Annotated in this window: 18 protein-coding genes; 1 reads left to right on the forward strand and 17 read right to left on the reverse strand. The window is 54.9% G+C overall.

Going from position 1 to position 17,739, the window contains the following annotated elements:
- Nucleotides 1-20: 20 nt before the first annotated feature.
- Together EXW96_RS12080 and EXW96_RS12085 are read right to left on the reverse strand one after the other, a co-directional pair.
- Nucleotides 21-1,823 (reverse strand): DAK2 domain-containing protein, encoded by a 1,803-nt coding sequence (locus EXW96_RS12080; protein ID WP_062407882.1) that lies wholly within the window; start codon nucleotides 1,821-1,823, stop codon nucleotides 21-23.
- Nucleotides 1,824-1,897: 74 nt separating this feature from the next.
- Nucleotides 1,898-2,260 (reverse strand): Asp23/Gls24 family envelope stress response protein, encoded by a 363-nt coding sequence (locus EXW96_RS12085; protein ID WP_054818942.1) that lies wholly within the window; start codon nucleotides 2,258-2,260, stop codon nucleotides 1,898-1,900.
- Nucleotides 2,261-2,453: 193 nt separating this feature from the next.
- Here EXW96_RS12085 and rpmB point away from each other — a divergent pair, with 193 nt between their 5' ends.
- Complete coding sequence (gene rpmB, locus EXW96_RS12090; RefSeq protein WP_054818941.1) at nucleotides 2,454-2,642, forward strand: 50S ribosomal protein L28; 189 nt, start codon at nucleotides 2,454-2,456, stop codon at nucleotides 2,640-2,642.
- 194 nt (nucleotides 2,643-2,836) lie between these two features.
- Here the strand turns inward: rpmB and spoVM are convergent, their stop codons facing one another.
- The 15 genes from spoVM to EXW96_RS12165 form a co-directional block, all read right to left on the reverse strand.
- A complete protein-coding gene (spoVM, locus tag EXW96_RS12095) occupies nucleotides 2,837-2,917 on the reverse strand; it encodes a stage V sporulation protein SpoVM (protein ID WP_014652194.1) in 81 nt (26 codons plus the stop codon).
- A gap of 302 nt (nucleotides 2,918-3,219) precedes the next feature.
- On the reverse strand, nucleotides 3,220-3,876 hold the full coding sequence (gene rpe / locus EXW96_RS12100; protein ID WP_054818940.1) for a ribulose-phosphate 3-epimerase: 657 nt from the start codon (nucleotides 3,874-3,876) through the stop codon (nucleotides 3,220-3,222).
- A 1-nt stretch (nucleotide 3,877) separates the two neighbouring features.
- The gene (rsgA, locus tag EXW96_RS12105) at nucleotides 3,878-4,786 is read right to left on the reverse strand and encodes a ribosome small subunit-dependent GTPase A (RefSeq protein ID WP_174350640.1); all 909 of its coding nucleotides are present in this window, start codon (nucleotides 4,784-4,786) and stop codon (nucleotides 3,878-3,880) included.
- The gene (gene pknB, locus EXW96_RS12110) at nucleotides 4,786-6,879 is read right to left on the reverse strand and encodes a Stk1 family PASTA domain-containing Ser/Thr kinase (RefSeq protein WP_174350641.1); all 2,094 of its coding nucleotides are present in this window, start codon (nucleotides 6,877-6,879) and stop codon (nucleotides 4,786-4,788) included. The genes rsgA and pknB overlap by 1 nt, the downstream gene beginning before the upstream one ends.
- A 7-nt stretch (nucleotides 6,880-6,886) precedes the next feature.
- Nucleotides 6,887-7,657, reverse strand: coding sequence for a Stp1/IreP family PP2C-type Ser/Thr phosphatase (locus EXW96_RS12115; RefSeq protein WP_062407878.1), 771 nt, complete (start codon nucleotides 7,655-7,657; stop codon nucleotides 6,887-6,889).
- Between the two features lie 8 nt (nucleotides 7,658-7,665).
- Nucleotides 7,666-8,754: a dual-specificity RNA methyltransferase RlmN gene (rlmN, locus tag EXW96_RS12120; RefSeq protein WP_174350642.1), complete on the reverse strand. Its 1,089-nt coding sequence runs from the start codon at nucleotides 8,752-8,754 to the stop codon at nucleotides 7,666-7,668.
- Between the two features lie 83 nt (nucleotides 8,755-8,837).
- A complete protein-coding gene (rsmB, locus tag EXW96_RS12125; RefSeq protein WP_309225080.1) occupies nucleotides 8,838-10,301 on the reverse strand; it encodes a 16S rRNA (cytosine(967)-C(5))-methyltransferase RsmB in 1,464 nt (487 codons plus the stop codon).
- Nucleotides 10,302-10,323: 22 nt separating this feature from the next.
- Complete coding sequence (gene fmt / locus EXW96_RS12130) at nucleotides 10,324-11,271, reverse strand: methionyl-tRNA formyltransferase (protein ID WP_174350643.1); 948 nt, start codon at nucleotides 11,269-11,271, stop codon at nucleotides 10,324-10,326.
- Nucleotides 11,268-11,750: a peptide deformylase gene (def, locus tag EXW96_RS12135; RefSeq protein WP_062407874.1), complete on the reverse strand. Its 483-nt coding sequence runs from the start codon at nucleotides 11,748-11,750 to the stop codon at nucleotides 11,268-11,270. The genes fmt and def overlap by 4 nt, the downstream gene beginning before the upstream one ends.
- Nucleotides 11,751-11,821: 71 nt before the next feature.
- The gene (priA, locus tag EXW96_RS12140; protein WP_174350644.1) at nucleotides 11,822-14,326 is read right to left on the reverse strand and encodes a primosomal protein N'; all 2,505 of its coding nucleotides are present in this window, start codon (nucleotides 14,324-14,326) and stop codon (nucleotides 11,822-11,824) included.
- Nucleotides 14,311-15,540 (reverse strand): bifunctional phosphopantothenoylcysteine decarboxylase/phosphopantothenate--cysteine ligase CoaBC, encoded by a 1,230-nt coding sequence (coaBC, locus tag EXW96_RS12145; RefSeq protein WP_062407870.1) that lies wholly within the window; start codon nucleotides 15,538-15,540, stop codon nucleotides 14,311-14,313. Before coaBC ends, priA begins: the two co-directional genes overlap by 16 nt.
- A 60-nt stretch (nucleotides 15,541-15,600) precedes the next feature.
- A complete protein-coding gene (rpoZ, locus tag EXW96_RS12150) occupies nucleotides 15,601-15,816 on the reverse strand; it encodes a DNA-directed RNA polymerase subunit omega (protein ID WP_054818057.1) in 216 nt (71 codons plus the stop codon).
- Nucleotide 15,817: 1 nt separating this feature from the next.
- Entirely contained in the window at nucleotides 15,818-16,459 is a 642-nt protein-coding gene (gene gmk, locus EXW96_RS12155; RefSeq protein ID WP_062407867.1) for a guanylate kinase, read from the reverse strand.
- Entirely contained in the window at nucleotides 16,449-16,709 is a 261-nt protein-coding gene (remA, locus tag EXW96_RS12160; RefSeq protein ID WP_009672664.1) for an extracellular matrix/biofilm regulator RemA, read from the reverse strand. The genes gmk and remA overlap by 11 nt, the downstream gene beginning before the upstream one ends.
- 142 nt (nucleotides 16,710-16,851) lie before the next feature.
- Entirely contained in the window at nucleotides 16,852-17,733 is an 882-nt protein-coding gene (locus EXW96_RS12165; RefSeq protein ID WP_174350645.1) for a YicC/YloC family endoribonuclease, read from the reverse strand.
- Between the last annotated feature and the right edge of the window lie 6 nt (nucleotides 17,734-17,739).

A 17,739-nucleotide genomic window follows, 5' to 3' on the forward strand; every position in this document is an offset into this window, starting at 1 on the left:
CTTCCTTATCTAAACTTTTTTTATTCCGCAGAAATGATGTAGTAGTAGAGAGGCTGGCCGCCCTCGTGGACTTCCACTTCCACATCCGCATACGTTTGTTCGATATAATCTGCCAGCTGCTCCGTCTGTTCCGGCCGGGCTTCCGCCCCCGCATACAGCGTGACGATTTCGGCACCGCCTCCGACAAGACTGTCGATCAGCTTCCGGCAGGAGGCCAAGATATCCGGCTCGGAGGAGACAATACGGCCATTGTGTATGCCGATGTAATCCCCTTGCTTGATGTCCATCCCATCCATCTGTGTATCGCGAACGGCATAGGTCACTTGTCCCGCCTGTACATGCTGCAGCGCCTGCTGCATCTCCTCGGCATTCTCCTCCGGAGCCGCATTCTCCTGGAAGGCGATGACGGCTGCGATCCCTTGAGGAATGGATTTGCTCGGGATCACGATCACCTGCTTGTCTTCCACGAGTTCTACCGCTTGCTGCGCTGCGAGAATAATGTTGGAGTTGTTTGGCAGAACAAAAACCGTCTGGGCATCGACCCCGGCTACCGCACGCACGATGTCCTCCGTACTCGGATTCATCGTTTGTCCGCCGTGCAGTACCCGATCGACCCCGAGACTCGTAAAGATGCCGGAAATGCCTTCTCCTGCAGAAACCGCCACAAATCCGTAGCGTTTAAGCTCTTGTACGGCTTCCTTCCGGGCAGCGGCATCTTCAGAATCCGCAGACAAATGTACGGCCATCCCCGATTGCGCTGCGTTCCGCTGCCCGGCTTCCTCCATTAAAATATGCGTATGCTGGTCACGCATATTCTCAATCTTGATGCGGCTTAGGTCTCCGTAGTTTTGCGCCAGATTCATAACGCTGCCCGGATATTCCGCATGAATGTGCACCTTCACGAGATCGTCGTCGGCCACAACGAGCAGAGAGTCGCCGAACGCGGACAACTCTTCGCGGAAACGATGCTCGTCGAAGGTCCGGCTTGCAACCTTGTCAGCGTTCAACCTCACCATGAATTCCGTACAGTATCCAAATTCGATATCCTCGGTCGCCAGCTTCGCCTGAGCGCTGTGCAGTTCCCCATGCACATGTTCGAGCGGTTTGGAGATGGTAAGGGCATTCTGTTCCAACACCTCATCCAGCGGCTGAACAGCCCCGAAAGCGGTATAGGGCATATCCGCGGGCTCTTCCGTTATCTCGGACACCAATGCGGACATGAACCCCTCATAGATGAGAACAAGGCCTTGGGCGCCGGAATCGACTACACCGACCTGCTTCAGCACGGGGAGCATGTCCTGCGTCTTCGCGAGTGCTTCCCGCGATTTCTTAAGCAGCTCCTCCATGACGATATGGATATCCGACTGCCGCTCCGCTGTTTTCACGGCTTGCTTGGCCGATTCCTTGGCTACGGTCAGTATCGTTCCTTCCACCGGTTTGACCACCGCTTTATAAGCCATGTCAACACCGCTTTGGAACGCCGCGGCAAACTGCTTAGCATTGACCGATTCCAAATCCGACACCGCCTTCGCAAAGCCGCGGAACAACTGCGATAAGATGACGCCTGAATTACCGCGCGCACCCATCAGCAGCCCTTTGGCCAATGCTTCACCCGCTTTGCCGATATGATCCGAAGGCCTGCGGCGCAGTTCCTCCACACCGGACGTCAGCGTCAGGTTCATATTCGTTCCCGTGTCACCATCCGGCACCGGAAAAACGTTTAATGCATTGACCCGGTCTACGTTCGATTTCAATGCATTGGCCCCGGCCTCCACCATCCGGATAAAGTCTTGTCCGTTAATTTGAATTAAGCGCTTACTCAAAAAGACCAATCTCCTTCCCCGCTATCACCCTGTCGGCGTCTCATTATATCGGCGACAACTGCTGTCTGTCAGTCTTATTGCGCGATCCGCACGCCTTGAACAAAAATATTAACATAGTCCACTTGCAGTCCTGCCACTTCGTTCAGCATGTATTTCACTTTGGTCTGAACATTGTGGGCTACGACCGAAATTTTCGTGCCGTAGCTGACGACGATATATAAATCAATGGTCAGCACGCCCTGCTCATCACGATGAACCTCCACACCCCGGCTCAAATTATCCCGACGCAGCAGTTCTGCGATTCCGTCTTTTAATTGATTGCGCGAAGCCATTCCCACGAGTCCATAGCAATCCAAAGCAGCTGAGCCTGCGAGCACAGCAATCACTTCATCGGTTACGTATATTTTGCCATATTGTGTGTTAAGTTCGACAGCCATCTCTCTAACAGCTCCTTTAATCCAGATTCGGATGGACTATGTTACATTGTACTATAATCATCACAAGAAATAAACAAACCTCCCTAGCCATAGCGGAAGAAAAACCGCACGCATTCGTTGACGGCATTTATTCGGCTGTGATATGATATTCAAGTATGTTTTTGAAGCGTACATGCTTTAAGGAGGTGTAACTATGTCCCGTAAATGTTTTATTACTGGTAAAGGACCGGGTACCGGCAACCATGTATCCCATGCGAACAACAAAACCCGACGCACTTGGGGCGTCAACGTTCAAAAAGTCCGCATTCTGGTCGACGGCAAGCCTAAGCGCGTTTGGGTAAGCACAAAGGCGTTGAAATCCGGAAAAGTTACTCGCGTGTAATCTGCCCAGCAGACAAAAAGCACCTGATGCAGGTGCTTTTTTAGCGCTTCAGAGCATTGACTCCGGCGTGCTCTATACTTGTTTCTGAATCACCCTGACAAACGCTTACGTCCCCAAAAGGACGGCGCAGCCGTTTATCCCTGGTTTGCTGTGCGCGGCAAACAGCAAACTCATAAGTACGAGCTCTCATACCTTCAGTTTTTACTAAAAGTATTAAGTACTGCCTTCACAAAACCACCCAAAAACTTCGGAAGCTTAATCGTATAAAATTTCATTCAGTACCCTCCTCCCGGCAACTCAGCCTCGCAAAACCAGTATATTACTGCTTCCGCCAAAACGTGCCTGACAACCCATTTTTCCGATAAAACAAAAAGGCTACAAAAGTAAGCCCTACTTTTGTAACCATGTTATGCCCCGCCCGGGCAAAATATGCTGTTTTTGCTTATGCGGGCTGCTGTACGATAGACAGACAGACCGCATGAAATACCGAATAGATAAAATAAAATAAGAACTCAATCAAATACGAAAGCCATTCCCATACCGAGGGTCTATTTTCAGCTTTAAGCTCCCTTGCCCGTCAGGCCTGCCCGCGAATCGCGCGAATCGCGTCCGCACGATCAGGCCGATTGAACACCGCGCTGCCGGCCACCAGCACATTAGCTCCGGCTTCGACAGCAAGCTTAGCCGTTTCCTCATTAATGCCGCCATCCACCTCGATATCCACGTCTTGAAGCCCCCGGTCATTGAGCATTTCCCGCAGCTTTGCAATCTTAGGCAGCATGCCGGTGATGAAATGCTGTCCGCCGAACCCCGGATTGACCGTCATCACAAGGACCAGATCAAGCTTGTCGTCCATGACGTGCTCCAAGGCGGAAAGCGGGGTAGCCGGATTCAACACGACCCCGGCCTTGACCCCCTGCTCCTTGATCAAATGAAGCGTCCGGTGAAGATGGACGCAGGCTTCCGTATGTACCGAGATCAGGTCTGCACCCGCCTTGGCGAACGCAGGAATGTAGCGGTCCGGTTCTTCGATCATCAGATGCACGTCGAGCGGCAGCCTCGTCTTCGGACGGATGGCTTCCACTACCAGCGGACCAAGCGTAATGTTCGGAACAAAATGCCCATCCATGACATCCACATGGATCCAATCCGCTCCTCCGCGTTCCACATCGGCAATCTCTTGGCCAAGCATAGAAAAGTCAGCGGATAGAATGGAAGGAGCAATCCGCAGCATGTCAGTACCTCCTTTTTTTATCCCGGATTTCCCCTAGGAACTGCAAGTAATTTTCGTATCGCGTAGCCGCGATAAGCCCGGCATCTGCGGCCTCCTGAACCTTGCAGCCCGGCTCATGGAGATGAAGACATCCGCGAAAACGGCATTCTGCGGCAAAGGGCGCGAATTCGCGGAAGCAGCCGCCAAGCCCCTCGGCATCCACCTGCAGAAAATCCAGTTGACTGAACCCGGGCGTATCCGCCACAATCCCTCCGTTTCGCAGGCGAATCAACTCGACATGCCGGGTCGTATGCTTCCCGCGGCCGAGCTTCAAGCTGATTTGATTCGTCTCCAGCTGCAGACCCGGAACCATGGCATTGAGCAGCGACGACTTGCCTACCCCGGACTGTCCGGCAAACACGCTGATCCGGCCGGAAAGCTGATCCATAACCTTATCTACGCCGACTCCTTCCTTCGCGCTTGTGACCAAAATCGTGTATCCGATCGATTCGTACAGCTTGATCACCGATTCCAGCTCCAATGGACCGCCGTGTTCCCGGGAATCGGCAAGCAAGTCATGCTTGGTCAAGCAGATGAGCGCATCGAGCCCGGCGCTTTCCGTGTGCACCAGAAACTTGTCCAGCAGAGGGAGGTTGAGCGCGGGCTCATCGACAGAGAATACCAAAACAACGAGGTCTACGTTAGCGATCGGCGGACGAACGAGCTCGGAGGTGCGAGGCAAAATTTCATCCACCGTTCCCTCCCCGTTCTCCGTCAGTTGGTAGATCACGCGGTCTCCTACGAGAGGAGAAATCCCCCGCTTCTTAAAGATCCCCCGCGCCCGGCATTGAATCGATTCCGCGCTTTGCGAATCTTCCGGCAGCACATAATAATACCCGCTTAACGCCTTAACGATAAATCCCGTTGGCATTATGATTGTCGTCCCCCTGTACTTGAGCTTCCTCCGGCCGCCCCGTTACCGTCATTATCGGTCCCCATCGATCCAGGCGCACTCGCCGGGGCATCCTTCACAGCGCCTGTTCCCGGTATGGCGCCGTTCTTTTGCGCCAAATAATCCTGATAAGTGACGGAGATCACCTCGGCAATAATGTTGTCCACTTTCACTTGGATGACCGCATTCTTTTGGGGAGAAACGACCAGCTTAACATCAAGCGTTTCCGTCTTGACCACGTTGTTCAGCGTTTGGTATTCAAAGTTGTCGTATTGGGCGTCGCTTAATATGATTTTGACCGTGGAAGGCTTTCCTTCGCTCGTCGGCTTGATCGTCACAGGCACCGACATAGGTCCGGCCTCCTCGGGAAAACCGGAGCTGACAATCAGCTTGATCTCCGCTCCCGGCGATACCTCATCGCCCGGTTGATACGGAAACTGCTCGATGACCCGGCCTTTGGTTTGCTTATAGCTCGCCTCATAGCTGACGTTTTCGTTGGACAGCTTCAAATTGTTGACCATGACCATATTCCGCGCTTCGTTTTCCGTCTTTCCGATCAGATTCGGCATCTTGAACGTCTCCGGGCCTTTGCTTACGATCAGCTTGACCATTACGGCCGACGGATCGGTAAATTCCTCACCCGGCCCCGGAGTCTGGGTTACCACCGTATCCGGCTCCTGGTCCATAAACTGCGGATCGACAGAGATATTTTCCGGTTTAATCCCCCACTTCGTAAGCCGCTCTTTGGCATCGCTCAGCTTCAATTTAACGACCTCCGGCATCTTTTGCTTGGCCGGCCCCTCACTGACATACAGCGTAACCTTGTATCCGGGCCTGACCTTCATGCCTGAAGGATTCTGCCTGATCACCACATCTTTTGGAACATCCGACGATTCCAGATACTCCACCAGCGCTTCAAGCTGTCTGCTCGCAAGCTCCTGCTTCGCCTGATCCAGCGTCATATTGACGACGTCAGGCACATCCACCTCGGAGGGAACCGCGATCATTTCCTTGACATAGCCTACCGAATACCACATGATGCCGAGCATCGCCGTCAGGATGATAAACCAAGCGAACGGCTTTCCCCAGCTTTTCTTCTTTTTTTCCTTTACCGTAAGCTCCTCTTCCTCGTCGGCCTCTTCTTCATCCCTGACGGCTTCATATTGACCGGGGCGCAGGGCCGGAATGACCAAGGTCCGCTCTTCATCCAGCTCATCCTCGTCCAGGAAGCTCGCCTTCGGCTCTCCCCGGCGGTGCGGAAGCAGGCATGATTCCAAATCATTCATCATATCCTTGGCCGAACGGTAACGTTCCGAAGTACTTTTGCGCATGGCCCGTAAAATAATGTTCTCCACGCTCTGCGGAATGAGAGGATTCACCTTGCGCGGCTCCTCTACGTCCTCCTGCAGGTGCTTCAACGCCACACTGATCGGACTCTCTCCAAGAAACGGCAGACGCCCCGTCAGCATTTGATACATGACGATGCCCAAGGAATAGAGATCGGACTGCTCCCCTGTCGGTGTGCCTTTGGCATGCTCGGGTGAAAAATAATGCACCGAACCGACAACAGAGCCGGTTTGTGTGATGGTGGAGGAGGTAACGGCGCGGGCAATCCCGAAGTCGGTCACTTTTACACGGCCGTTCCTGCCGATCAGAATGTTATGAGGTTTGATGTCGCGGTGAATGATTTGATGATGGTGCGCATGATCCAGCGCATCACAAATCTGACTCGCGATATGAACGGCTTCCTCTACCTGCAAGGGGGCTTTTTCTTTGATCAGCTCATTCAGCGTCGTGCCTTCGATGTATTCCATGACGATGTAATGCACGTCTTCCTCTTGGCCTACGTCATAAATGCTGACCACGTTGGGGTGTGATAATGAGGCCGCGGCCTGCGCTTCACGGCGAAATCTCTGGATGAATTCTTCGTCGTGCACATACTGCTGACGCAGTATTTTTACAGCGACATGCCGATGCAATAAGATATCTAGTCCTTTGTAAACAATGGCCATTCCGCCGCCGCCGACGCGCCCCAGAATCTCGTAACGTCCTCCCAACTGCCTACCGATCATGATGTCCTCACCCCGCTTCCCCAACATTGTCGCTTGCCGGATCCGCAACGTTGGCGAGCAACACCACCGTGATATTGTCGTCGCCGCCGGCATCCAGCGCTTCCTGTATCAACTGCTGAACCTTGCTCTCCAGCTCCCCTTCCCCCGTGACGGTTTGCAGCAGCCTATCCTTCTCGACCAAGCTGCTCAACCCGTCGCTGCACAGAAGGAGCAGATCGCCCTGCTGCCACATAATTTCCTGTACATCGACCTCAATGGTCGGCTCCGTACCGAGCGCTCTGGTCAGAACGTTGCGGCGCGGATGATGGTATGCATCCTCCCGGCTGATTTGGCCGCTGCGGACCAGCTCGTTGACAAGCGAGTGATCCTCGGTGAGCTGTTCGATGTGATTTCCGCGGATCCGGTAAGCCCGGCTGTCGCCGATATGTGCTACAACCGCGCGGTCGTCCTTGGCCAAGACCGTGACAACCGTCGTTCCCATCCCGTGATAATTCTCCCTTTGAGAAGCGAATTCAAAAATCTTTTCATTGGCAATCTCAATCACCGTGCGCAGCTGTCGCTGGCGTTCTTCCCCCGAAATGTTAGGGTCCACGGACTGCAGCCCTTCCTGGATCAGTTCAACCGCCATCGTGCTTGCGATATCCCCGGCTTGATGGCCGCCCATCCCGTCTGCCACAATGGCAAGAGTCCAGCCGTTCAAGTCCTCTTGCACAATTGCGCGGTCCTCGTTTACCAACCGTACACGGCCAATATCGGATTGATAAGCCAATCTCAGCATCGTTCGTCTCACCTCGCACCCGACTCCATATGCTTCGCACGCAGTTGTCCGCAGGCCGCAGCAATGTCGCTGCCCTGCTCCCGGCGAATTGTGGCATTGATTTTGTTTTTCTCCAGAATGCGTTGGAATGTAAAAATGTCATTCCGCGGCGTACGCACATAATTCCGTTCCGAGACAAAATTGACCGGGATCAGATTGACGTGTGCCATAGGGAACGTCTTCAATACTTTAGCGAGCTCCTCCGCATGCTCGGGCCGGTCATTGACCCCGCCCATCAGCGCGTATTCGAACGTAATGCGCCTGCCGGTTTTGGCCACGTAATACTTGCACGCCTCTATCAAATCCGCAAACGGATAACGGCGGTTCACAGGCATCAGCTTGGACCGAAGCGCATCATTGGGAGCATGAATAGAGATCGCAAGATTGATTTGCGTATCTTCATCAGCAAACCGGTAAATATTGGGCACGATTCCGCTTGTGGATACCGTAATATGCCGCTGGCCGATATTCAGGCCTTTGGGATGAATCATGACTTTAAGAAACTTCATCATCGCATCGTAGTTTTCGAACGGTTCCCCGATCCCCATGATCACAATGCTGCTGACCCGCTCTTGTGTTGCATCAAGCAGCTGCTGCGCCTTGACCACCTGTGCGATGATTTCACCGGGGGATAAATTCCGCTTTAAGCCGCCCAGCGTCGAAGCGCAAAACGTACAGCCGATCCGGCAGCCAACCTGTGTCGTCACACATACGCTGTTTCCGTAGTTATGCTTCATTATCACGGTTTCAATCGCATTCTTGTCGGTAAGCTCAAACAAAAATTTGACGGTCCCGTCCTGCGACCTATAATTGGCCACCTCGGTCAGCGTGACAAAATCAAACTGCTGCCGGAGCTTTTCCCGCAGCGACTTCGGCAGGTTCGTCATTTCTTCAAAGCTTGATACTCTTTTCACATACAGCCAGTCAAAGATTTGACCGGCCCTGAAGCCTGCTTCGCCGATCGTCTTGACCCACTCCTGCCAATCCTCAAGAGTATAATCGTATACATACGGCTTTATTTCCTGAGCCCTGGTTTCCTCAAGATTCACGATATCCATCACAACCCGTTTATTCTATAGTGAAAGCCTTAAGGGCAAATTTGCCCGAAAAAGCCACATTTAGTTTACCACACTTTGCATTTTTATGCTCGTTTGCGGAGTCTGGCTATAAAAAAACCGTCCGATCCGAAGTCATACGGCATGATTTGCACGAATGCCTGGCCGGCCGGCAAGGAAAGCCGTCCGGTTTGCCCTGACGGAGGTGCGTCCGGCTCAAACTCCGGATGCCGCTCCAGGAAAGCACGGATCATGTCCTCGTTCTCCGCTTTTTCCACCGTACAGGTGCTGTACACCAACACTCCGCCCGGCTTGAGCAAGGAATGTATCGAATCCAGCAGTTCCTGCTGAACCTCGCAAACGCTCTCCAGCTCGCTTTCCTGCCTGCTCCACTTCATATCCGGCTTGCGGCGGATCACGCCCAAGCCCGAGCAGGGGGCGTCGAGCAGAATGCGGTCGAAGCTTCCGGCCGGAAATTGCCCGGCAAGGCTGCGCGCATCAGCCCTTACCGTGCGGATGGACCTGAGCCCGAGCCTCTCCGCCTGTTCGCGGATCAGCTGCTCCTTGTGCTCATGTACGTCGCAGGCAATGATTTCTCCGCAGTCCTGCATTTTCTCCGCCAGATGCGTCGTCTTCCCGCCGGGTGCGGCGCAGCAATCCAGCACCCGCTCGCCCGGCTGCGGGTCAACCCACTCCGCGACGAGCATCGAGCTCTCGTCCTGAATGGTAAACAGGCCTTCCGCGTATTCCCGCGTCAAGGCCATGTTGCCGCCGCCGCGCACAACGACGCCGGCGGGGGCCACGTCCGAGGGCTCCGCTTCGAGCCCTCCTTGACGAAGCCGCTCGGCCAGCTCCGCCGGGGCGAGCCGAAGCCGGTTCACGCGGATGCTTACGCGCGGGGGGCGATTGTTCGCCTCGCAGATCCGCTCCGCGGCCTCCTTGCCGAACTGCCGGATCCATCTGCGCACCATCCATTCCGGATGCGAGGTGGCCAAGGCAATCCGCCGGTCGTCAGGGAGCCCGTCGGGAAGAACTAGCTCGGCTTTGCGGCGGAGCACATTACGCAGTACACCGTTCACCATGCCGGAGATGCCTTGATGCCCTCTCCGCTTCGCCAATTGCACCGCCTCGTTCACGACCGCATGCTCCGGAATCCGGTCCAAATAATAGAGCTGGTAAAAGCTCAGCCGCAGCAGGCTTCTCACCCAGGGCTGAAGCTTGGCGAGTCCGCCTTTTACGAACTTTTCAAGGAAATAATCGATCGTCCCCTGCCGCTGAATCGTGCCATAAACGATTTCCGTGGCCAACCCCGCATCCGGCCTGTCCAGTTGATATTGCTGCAATGTCCGGTTCAGCAGAAGGTTGCTGTAGGAGCGGTCCTGTTCGATGCGAAGAAGCACATCAAGCGCCGCTTCGCGGGCCGAGCCCTTAACCCCTTCACGCGGCCCGCCTTTGCCCGGCTGGCGCTTTGACGGCCGGTGCTCCGGCGCTTTACTTTTGGCCAAGCCCGGCTTGCCGGCGCCGGTATTGTCGTTGTTTCGTTCGCTCACTTCGATTCTAAGCCCCCGTTTCCTATATGCCCAGCACCGTGCCCGGGGTCAGCTGCCCGCCGCGTGCGAAAGCGGCCGCATCCATTGCTTTTTTACCTGCGGGCTGCAGCTCCGTGATGCGAAGCACACCTTGTCCGGTGGCTACCGCAATTCCCCGCTCGCCCGCTTCCAGTACGGTCCCCGGAAGCGTACTGCCCGGGACGGATTCTGCGGCGTCCGGCTTGGCGCATGTCCATATTTTGAGCACATCGCCGTTCCACAGCGTGAACGCACCCGGCCGCGGATGAAGCGCCCGCACCAGATTCCAGATCTGCAAGGCCGGCTTGGTCCAATCGATCCGCTCCTGCTCCCGGCTGATATTCGGAGAATACACCGCTTCTTCATCGTTCTGCGGCACCGCCCGAACCCGCCCGGAGAGCAGATCCGGCAGCGTCTCCTTCAACAGCTTGGCGCCGGCTATGCTTAATTTTTCGAACATCGTTCCCGTAGTGTCCTGATCTCCGATCGGCACTTCGATCCGGCTGATCATGTCCCCGGTATCCAGCCCTTCCGTCATGTACATGATCGTAACGCCCGTAACGGGATCCCCGTTCATGACCGCATAATGAATCGGCGCCCCGCCGCGATATTTGGGAAGCAGCGAGGCATGAATGTTGATACAGCCGAGCCGCGGCAAATCCAGCACCGACTTCGGCAAAATTTGTCCGTATGCGGCCGTCACGATCAATTCCGGCTGAAGCGCTGAAAGGGCTTCGACCGATTCAGGGCTGCGCAACCGTTCCGGCTGAAGCACGGGGATGCCGTGCTTCTCCGCTTCCGCCTTGACCGGGGTGGGAGTCAGTACGCGCTTGCGACCGACCGGACGATCCGGCTGCGTGACCACCGCCACAACCTCCACACCGTCATACTCAAGCAAGGTTTGCAAAGAAGGTACGGCAAACTCCGGCGTACCCATGAAAATCACTCTCATGCCTCACCACGATCCTGCGGTTCGTTCTTATAGACTTTTTCAGCCAAATCGGTATAAAGCACACCGTTCAAATGGTCGACTTCATGCTGAATGCATCGCGCCAGGAGATCCGTCCCTTCGATGACAATTTCCTCGCCATCCCGGTTCAGGCCCTTCACCTTCACCCGCTGCGCGCGTTTAACGTCGCCCGTAAAGCCTGGAATGCTGAGGCAGCCTTCCGGTCCGAACTGCTCGCCTTCCCGTTCGATGATCTCAGGGTTGATCAGTTCGATCAATCCGTGCTCATCTCCGACATCCATCACAATGACCCGCTTGAGAATTCCAATTTGCGGAGCCGCCAGCCCAACGCCTTCAGCGTCATACATGGTATCGGCCATATCTTTCAGCAGCTTATGGATATTCGGCGTAATTTTCGGAACAGGCTTGCTTTTTTCCCGCAGCACCGGATCCGGATCTTTCACGATCATTTTGATAGCCATACGAACCAACACCATCCTTCTAATAATAAAACGCTGAGTAATTATATATATTCCGGCCTTCCTGGACCGGTTTACATCAAAATTTGCGGATCGACGTCGACGGACACCGTCAGCTTCCTCTGCTTGACAGCATCGTCCAGCACGGCAACTGCCTGCTGCACGAGCCCGGCAATGTCCATCTCTCCCCGATATTTTATCATGCATTGGAACCGATATCTATCCTTGATCCGCGAAATCGGCGAAGCTACGGGTCCAAGCACCTCCAGCTCCGTCCCTTCAGCCTGCACCTGACTCGCCAGTTCCTTCAGCCTGGCGGCAACCGCTTCACCCGAGCGAATCAAGAGCTGCACCTGCTCATGCGACAGCGTAATCAGCACCAGCCGGTGAAAAGGCGGATAATTATGCTGCTTGCGCATCAGCATCTCCTTACGCATGAAGCCTTGATAGTCATGTTTGCTTGCACTGAGAATGCTGTAATGCTCCGGAGTATACGTTTGCACGAACACTTCGCCAGGAAGCTCATGCCGTCCAGCCCTGCCGGCTACCTGCGTCAGCAGCTGAAATGTCCGTTCCGCCGCCCGAAAGTCCGGCAGGTTGAGCACGGAATCGGCAGCCAGCGCGCCAACAAGCGTCACATGCGGAAAATCGAGTCCCTTGGCCACCATTTGCGTACCGAGCAGCAGATCCGCCTGCCGGTTTTTAAATATCGTGAGCCATTTTTCATGAGACCCTTTCTCCGTCGTTGTATCCACGTCCATGCGGATCACTCGAATCCCCGGGAACAGCTTGGAAAGCTCCTCCTCCACACGCTGCGTTCCCGTGCCGAAATGACGGATATGCTCGCTCCCGCAGTCCGGACATGCCGTCAGCTCACGCTCGGCATAGCCGCAATAATGGCATCGGATCGCCCGGGAGCTCTGGTGGTACGTCAGCGAGATGTCGCAGTGCGGGCAATTAGCTACATAGCCGCAGGTGCGGCACATGACGAAGGTCGCGTAGCCCCGGCGGTTCAGCAGCAAAACGGTTTGTTCTTTCTTGTGTAACCGTTCTTCTATCGCTTTATACAGGGCGCGGCTGAACATGGAACGATTACCGTTTTTCAGCTCTTCCCGCATATCGACAATATGTACGCGCGGCAGCGGCCTTCCCTCCACGCGGGAGGTCATGGTCAGCAGTTCGAACGCCGGACGGTCCGGCGTTGCAGAAAGAACGGCCTCGCGGCCTGTCCGGTACATGCTCTCCAACGAAGGCGTAGCGGATCCAAGAACAACGGCCGCTCCATGCTCGGACGCTCTGGCGATGGCGACGTCACGAGCGTGATATTTCGGGCTTTCCTCCTGCTTATAGGTCGATTCATGCTCTTCATCAATAATAATAAGTCCGATTTTCGTGAATGGAGCAAATACGGCCGAACGGGCCCCGATCACAACGCTGACTTCCCGCCGTACGATTTTGCGCCACTCATCGTACCGCTCCCCGTGTGACAGACGGCTGTGAAGCACGGCAACCCGGTTGCCGAAGCGTCCTTTGAAACGCTCGACCATTTGCGGAGTAAGCGAAATCTCGGGTACGAGAACAATCGCCTCCCGTCCCTGATCCAGGCAGGTTTGAATCGATTGCAGATACACTTCCGTCTTGCCGCTTCCCGTTACGCCGTTCAGCAGAAACACCCGCTGCCCGCCGGAAAGAACCGCGTCCTTGATGCAGTCAAATACTTTCTGCTGTTCCGGGGTAAGCGGCAGCGGCGAGGTCGGACGAAACGTCCGCGAGGCGTACGGATCGCGCTGAACCTCGACCTCCTCGAGCCTTACCCATCCCCGCTCCGCCAAGCCTTTGACGGCGGCGGCGGTAATATGCAGCCTCGAAAGCAGCTCCGTCAGCTTGATGGGCTCGGGGTGCTTTTGCAGATACTCCAGCACCAGTTTCTGCTTGGCAGCTCTGGCGGGAAGCTCTTCCTGCCATGCCGCAAGCTGTTCCGGGTTCTCCGGGGGAAAAACCGTCAGCGCTTTTTTCGCCGACATCCGGTCCTTCACCATATGAACCTCCGTCAGAACCCCGTCCTCCAGCAGCTGCTTTACGAGCAAAGTGTCCCCGGCAAATTTCTCCAACAGCGTTTCCAGCCGGACCGTTTCCTGCTTCCGGACATAATTTAAGATCTCTTCCTGCTTCGGGACCGGCAGCATCAGGACATTCTCATGCCCTCCTCGCCGGCCTCCGTGTTCGTCCACCTTCACATGGCGTTCGTATTTTGCTTTTAATGCGCCTGGGATCATGGCTTGCAGCGCCGTGATTTCATGGCACAAATACGTCCGGCTGATCCAGCGGGCCAGCTTGACCAATTCCGGCGTCAGCGGCGGGATCAAATCGAGGATCTGCGCAATCGGCTTCAGCTTGGCCGGATCCAGCTCGGTTCCTTCGTGCAGTTCCACAACGAATCCCTGTACCGTGCGCGGGCCAAACGGTACGCCGACCCGGCTGCCAACGGTGACGAGGTCCTTCATCGCTTCCGGAACCACATAATCGAAAGCGCGGTTCGTCGGTTTGGCCGGTACGTCGACAATTACTTTGGCGTACATTCTTCGGTTATTTCCCCCTTCGTCAGACGGTCTGCGATAAAGGCCAGCAGCCGGGCGGCCACTTCCCTCTTCTCCATCAGCGGCAGCCTCAGCACGAGTCCGTTCGCATCATAAACGTTCACCACATTCGTATCGGTGCCGAATCCGGCCCCCGGTACCGTGACGTCATTGGCGACAATCAGGTCACAGCGCTTGCGCTTCAGCTTATCTATAGCAAAAGCTTCTACGTTGTGCGTTTCCGCCGCAAAGCCGACAACCAGCTGGGACGCTTTCTTTCGTTCGCCGACCGCCTGCAGGATATCCGGATTTTTGACCAGCTTCAGCATCATTTCCGACTCCGTCTTCTTGATCTTCTCCGGCGCTTGCTCTGCCGGACGGTAATCGGATACCGCCGCGGCTTTGATAATCACGTCCTGCTCATCCATCGCGGAGAGCACCGCATCCATCATCTCTATTGTAGATTCCGTGCGAATCACCTTAACCCCGTTCGGGACGGCAACGGTTGCCTTACCCGTGACTAAAGTGACTTCGGCCCCCATTCTTGCAGCCTGTTCGGCAATGGCATAGCCCATCTTGCCAGAGGAATCGTTCGTCAGATAGCGAACCGGATCAATCCGTTCCATGGTCGCTCCGGCGGTAACCAGCACACGCTTGCCGCGCAGCGGCTTTTTCTCGTTAAAGAAGCTCTCGATCGCCGCGAGAATCTCTTCCGGCTCGGCCAGGCGGCCTTTGCCGACATAGCCGCAGGCCAGCTGCCCTGTACCCGGTTCGATAAACCGAACGCCACGGTCGGCCAGCGTTTGCAGGTTGGCCTGCACCGCAGGATGAGCGAGCATATGCACGTTCATTGCAGGGCAAACAAAAATAGGCGCCGTCGTCGCAAGCAGCGTTGTGGAAAGCATGTCGTCCGCAAGCCCCAACGCCATCTTGCCGATCACATTGGCTGTCGCCGGAGCGATAACGACCAGATCGGCCCGGTCGGCAAGATCAATGTGGGACACGACCGACGGATCCTTCTCATCAAAAGTATCGATGTAAACGGCATGCCGGGATAATGTTTGAAACGTTAGCGGAGCGACGAATTTGGCCGCGGATTCCGTCATGATGACCCTGACCTCGGCTCCCGCTTGAGTCAGCTTACTGCACAGCGCAGCTGCTTTGAACGCGGCGATCCCGCCGCTTACGCCGAGCACGATCGTTTTTCCGTTCAGCATCCGGTTTCCTCCCCTTCTGGTTTCATAGCGAAAAAAATAACAACCGCGAGGGTTGTTGTTTTACTTTATGGATTCTTTGTTATACAGCTTCTCATACGAGATATGTCCCTCGTAAATTTCCTCAAGGGCCAAACCTACGTATTTGTGCGATTTCTGGTTCTGCACTTCGGTCTTCGCTCCGTCACGAAGCATCCGCGCTCGTTTGGAGGCGGCGACCACCAAAGAGTACTTACTGTCTACTTTGTCCAAAAGCCGATCTATGGAAGGGTACAGCATCTTATTTTTTCACCTCAGCCATCCAGTGTTTTATTTTGGAAACCATGCGCGCTTTACGGCAGTGCTCCGCCGTGAGAATACTGCGAATCCGGGAACAGGCCAGTTCCACTTGATCATTGATGATCGCATAGTCGTAATGTTCAATCAAAGCAATCTCATCTAAGGCTACGGACAACCGGCTGCGGATCGAATCCTCCGATTCCGTCCCCCGTCCTACAATGCGGCTCTCCAATTCGTTAAGCGACGGGGGGAGCAGGAAAATAAAGACGCCCTCCGGAAATTTCTGCTTGACTTTGAGTGCGCCCTGCACTTCAATTTCCAAAATGATGTCTTTGCCGCTGTTTAACGTATCTTCCACAAATTTGCGCGGCGTTCCATAATAATTACCTACGTATTCCGCCCACTCCAGCATCTGGTCTTGGTCGATCAGCTGCTGAAACTGTTCCCTCGTCTTAAAAAAATAATTCACTCCGTCCACTTCACCGGCTCGAGGCGGGCGGGTCGTTGCCGACACGGAGTATACGATGTCCGGCGCGCACCTTCTCAGCTCTTTGCACACCGTTCCTTTTCCAACCCCGGAAGGTCCTGAAAGCACGATTAATATTCCTTTTTCTGCAGGGCCGTAACCCAAATTACTCGTCATGATCATCGTCCTTATTGGAAAGTCGATGCGCTACCGTTTCGGGCTGAACCGCCGACAGGATGACATGGTCGCTGTCCGTAATAATAACGGCACGCGTACGGCGGCCATACGTCGCATCAATCAGCATATGGCGGTCACGCGCTTCCTGAATGATCCGTTTGATCGGAGCCGATTCAGGACTTACAATGGAAATGATTCGATTCGCGGAAACGATGTTCCCGAAACCGATGTTGATAAGTTTGATCGCCATCTATAGGTTCCCCCTGGTTCTTTCTTTGAAATCAGGCGTTGTTCGCGGGAAGGAAACCGACGCACGGCAACAGTTCTCTTCTTTAGTCGTTGATCAACCAACACCGTTTCAAAAGAAAGAATGATATTACTAATAAGGTATGTTATTCGATATTTTGGATCTGCTCCCGCATCTTTTCCAGCTCCGCCTTCATCTCCACCACAATGGAGGAAAGCGGCGCATAATTGGCTTTGGAGCCGATCGTATTCACTTCCCGATTTATTTCCTGAACGAGGAAATCCAGCTTGCGGCCTACCGGTTCGGCGGACCTGAGCAGCTTCTTGAACTGGCCGAAATGGCTGTTCAGCCGGGTCAATTCCTCATCGATCGCGGCACGATCCGCGAACAATGCCACTTCCATCGCCAACCGGTTCTCGTCTAAGGGCATATGCTGCAGCAGCTCCTGAATTCGGCTTTTGAGCTTCCCGGCATATTCCTTCACGATGATCGGAGCTAATTGAACGGCCTCCAGCCTATAGCTTTCCATGACCCCAATACGCTGCTCCAAATCCGCAAGAAGCACCTCGCCTTCACGCTCGCGCATCGTCACGAGTTCCTTGGCAGCCTCATCCGCACAAGAGAACAATTCGCGCTCCAGCACCTCATCCTCCAGCTCCGGCTTGTCCTTAAGCGAAACCATACCGGGTATTGACAACAGATCGCGAAGCGACAGCTCCTCTGAAAGCGACAGCTTCTCTCGCATCTGCTCGGCCGCTTGCCGGTAACCCATGGCCAATGCCCAGTCCACTTCGACAGCTTGCGGAGCCTTACCGTCCCGTTCAACCGAAACAAAGGCATCCACCCGACCGCGCTTCACCCGTGCAAGCACCGCACGTTTTACTGCGTCTTCGTAACGGGCCCATTCCCGGGGCATCCTTACAACGACCTCGCAGTAACGATGGTTGACCGATTTCAAGTCGATCTGCAAACGAAAGCCCGCGAGGCTTCGAGCGGCTTGGCCGAACCCAGTCATACTGGTCATCATGGCATT

The sequence above is a fragment of the Paenibacillus sp. JMULE4 genome, from assembly GCF_013337105.1.
Classification (GTDB): domain Bacteria; phylum Bacillota; class Bacilli; order Paenibacillales; family NBRC-103111; genus Paenibacillus_G; species Paenibacillus_G naphthalenovorans.

Bases quoted from the DNA above. Each gene is read 5' to 3' on its own strand.
- EXW96_RS12085 (WP_054818942.1), bottom strand. From the start codon at position 2,260: ATGGCTGTCGAACTTAACACACAATATGGCAAAATATACGTAACCGAT.
- rpmB (WP_054818941.1), top strand. From the start codon at position 2,454: ATGTCCCGTAAATGTTTTATTACTGGTAAAGGACCGGGTACCGGCAAC.
- spoVM (WP_014652194.1), bottom strand. From the start codon at position 2,917: ATGAAATTTTATACGATTAAGCTTCCGAAGTTTTTGGGTGGTTTTGTG.
- rpe (WP_054818940.1), bottom strand. From the start codon at position 3,876: ATGCTGCGGATTGCTCCTTCCATTCTATCCGCTGACTTTTCTATGCTT.
- rsgA (WP_174350640.1), bottom strand. From the start codon at position 4,786: ATGCCAACGGGATTTATCGTTAAGGCGTTAAGCGGGTATTATTATGTG.
- pknB (WP_174350641.1), bottom strand. From the start codon at position 6,879: ATGATCGGTAGGCAGTTGGGAGGACGTTACGAGATTCTGGGGCGCGTC.
- EXW96_RS12115 (WP_062407878.1), bottom strand. From the start codon at position 7,657: ATGCTGAGATTGGCTTATCAATCCGATATTGGCCGTGTACGGTTGGTA.
- rlmN (WP_174350642.1), bottom strand. From the start codon at position 8,754: ATGGATATCGTGAATCTTGAGGAAACCAGGGCTCAGGAAATAAAGCCG.
- fmt (WP_174350643.1), bottom strand. From the start codon at position 11,271: ATGAGAGTGATTTTCATGGGTACGCCGGAGTTTGCCGTACCTTCTTTG.
- def (WP_062407874.1), bottom strand. From the start codon at position 11,750: ATGGCTATCAAAATGATCGTGAAAGATCCGGATCCGGTGCTGCGGGAA.
- priA (WP_174350644.1), bottom strand. From the start codon at position 14,326: ATGTACGCCAAAGTAATTGTCGACGTACCGGCCAAACCGACGAACCGC.
- coaBC (WP_062407870.1), bottom strand. From the start codon at position 15,540: ATGCTGAACGGAAAAACGATCGTGCTCGGCGTAAGCGGCGGGATCGCC.
- rpoZ (WP_054818057.1), bottom strand. From the start codon at position 15,816: ATGCTGTACCCTTCCATAGATCGGCTTTTGGACAAAGTAGACAGTAAG.
- gmk (WP_062407867.1), bottom strand. From the start codon at position 16,459: ATGACGAGTAATTTGGGTTACGGCCCTGCAGAAAAAGGAATATTAATC.
- remA (WP_009672664.1), bottom strand. From the start codon at position 16,709: ATGGCGATCAAACTTATCAACATCGGTTTCGGGAACATCGTTTCCGCG.
- EXW96_RS12165 (WP_174350645.1), bottom strand. From the start codon at position 17,733: ATGATGACCAGTATGACTGGGTTCGGCCAAGCCGCTCGAAGCCTCGCG.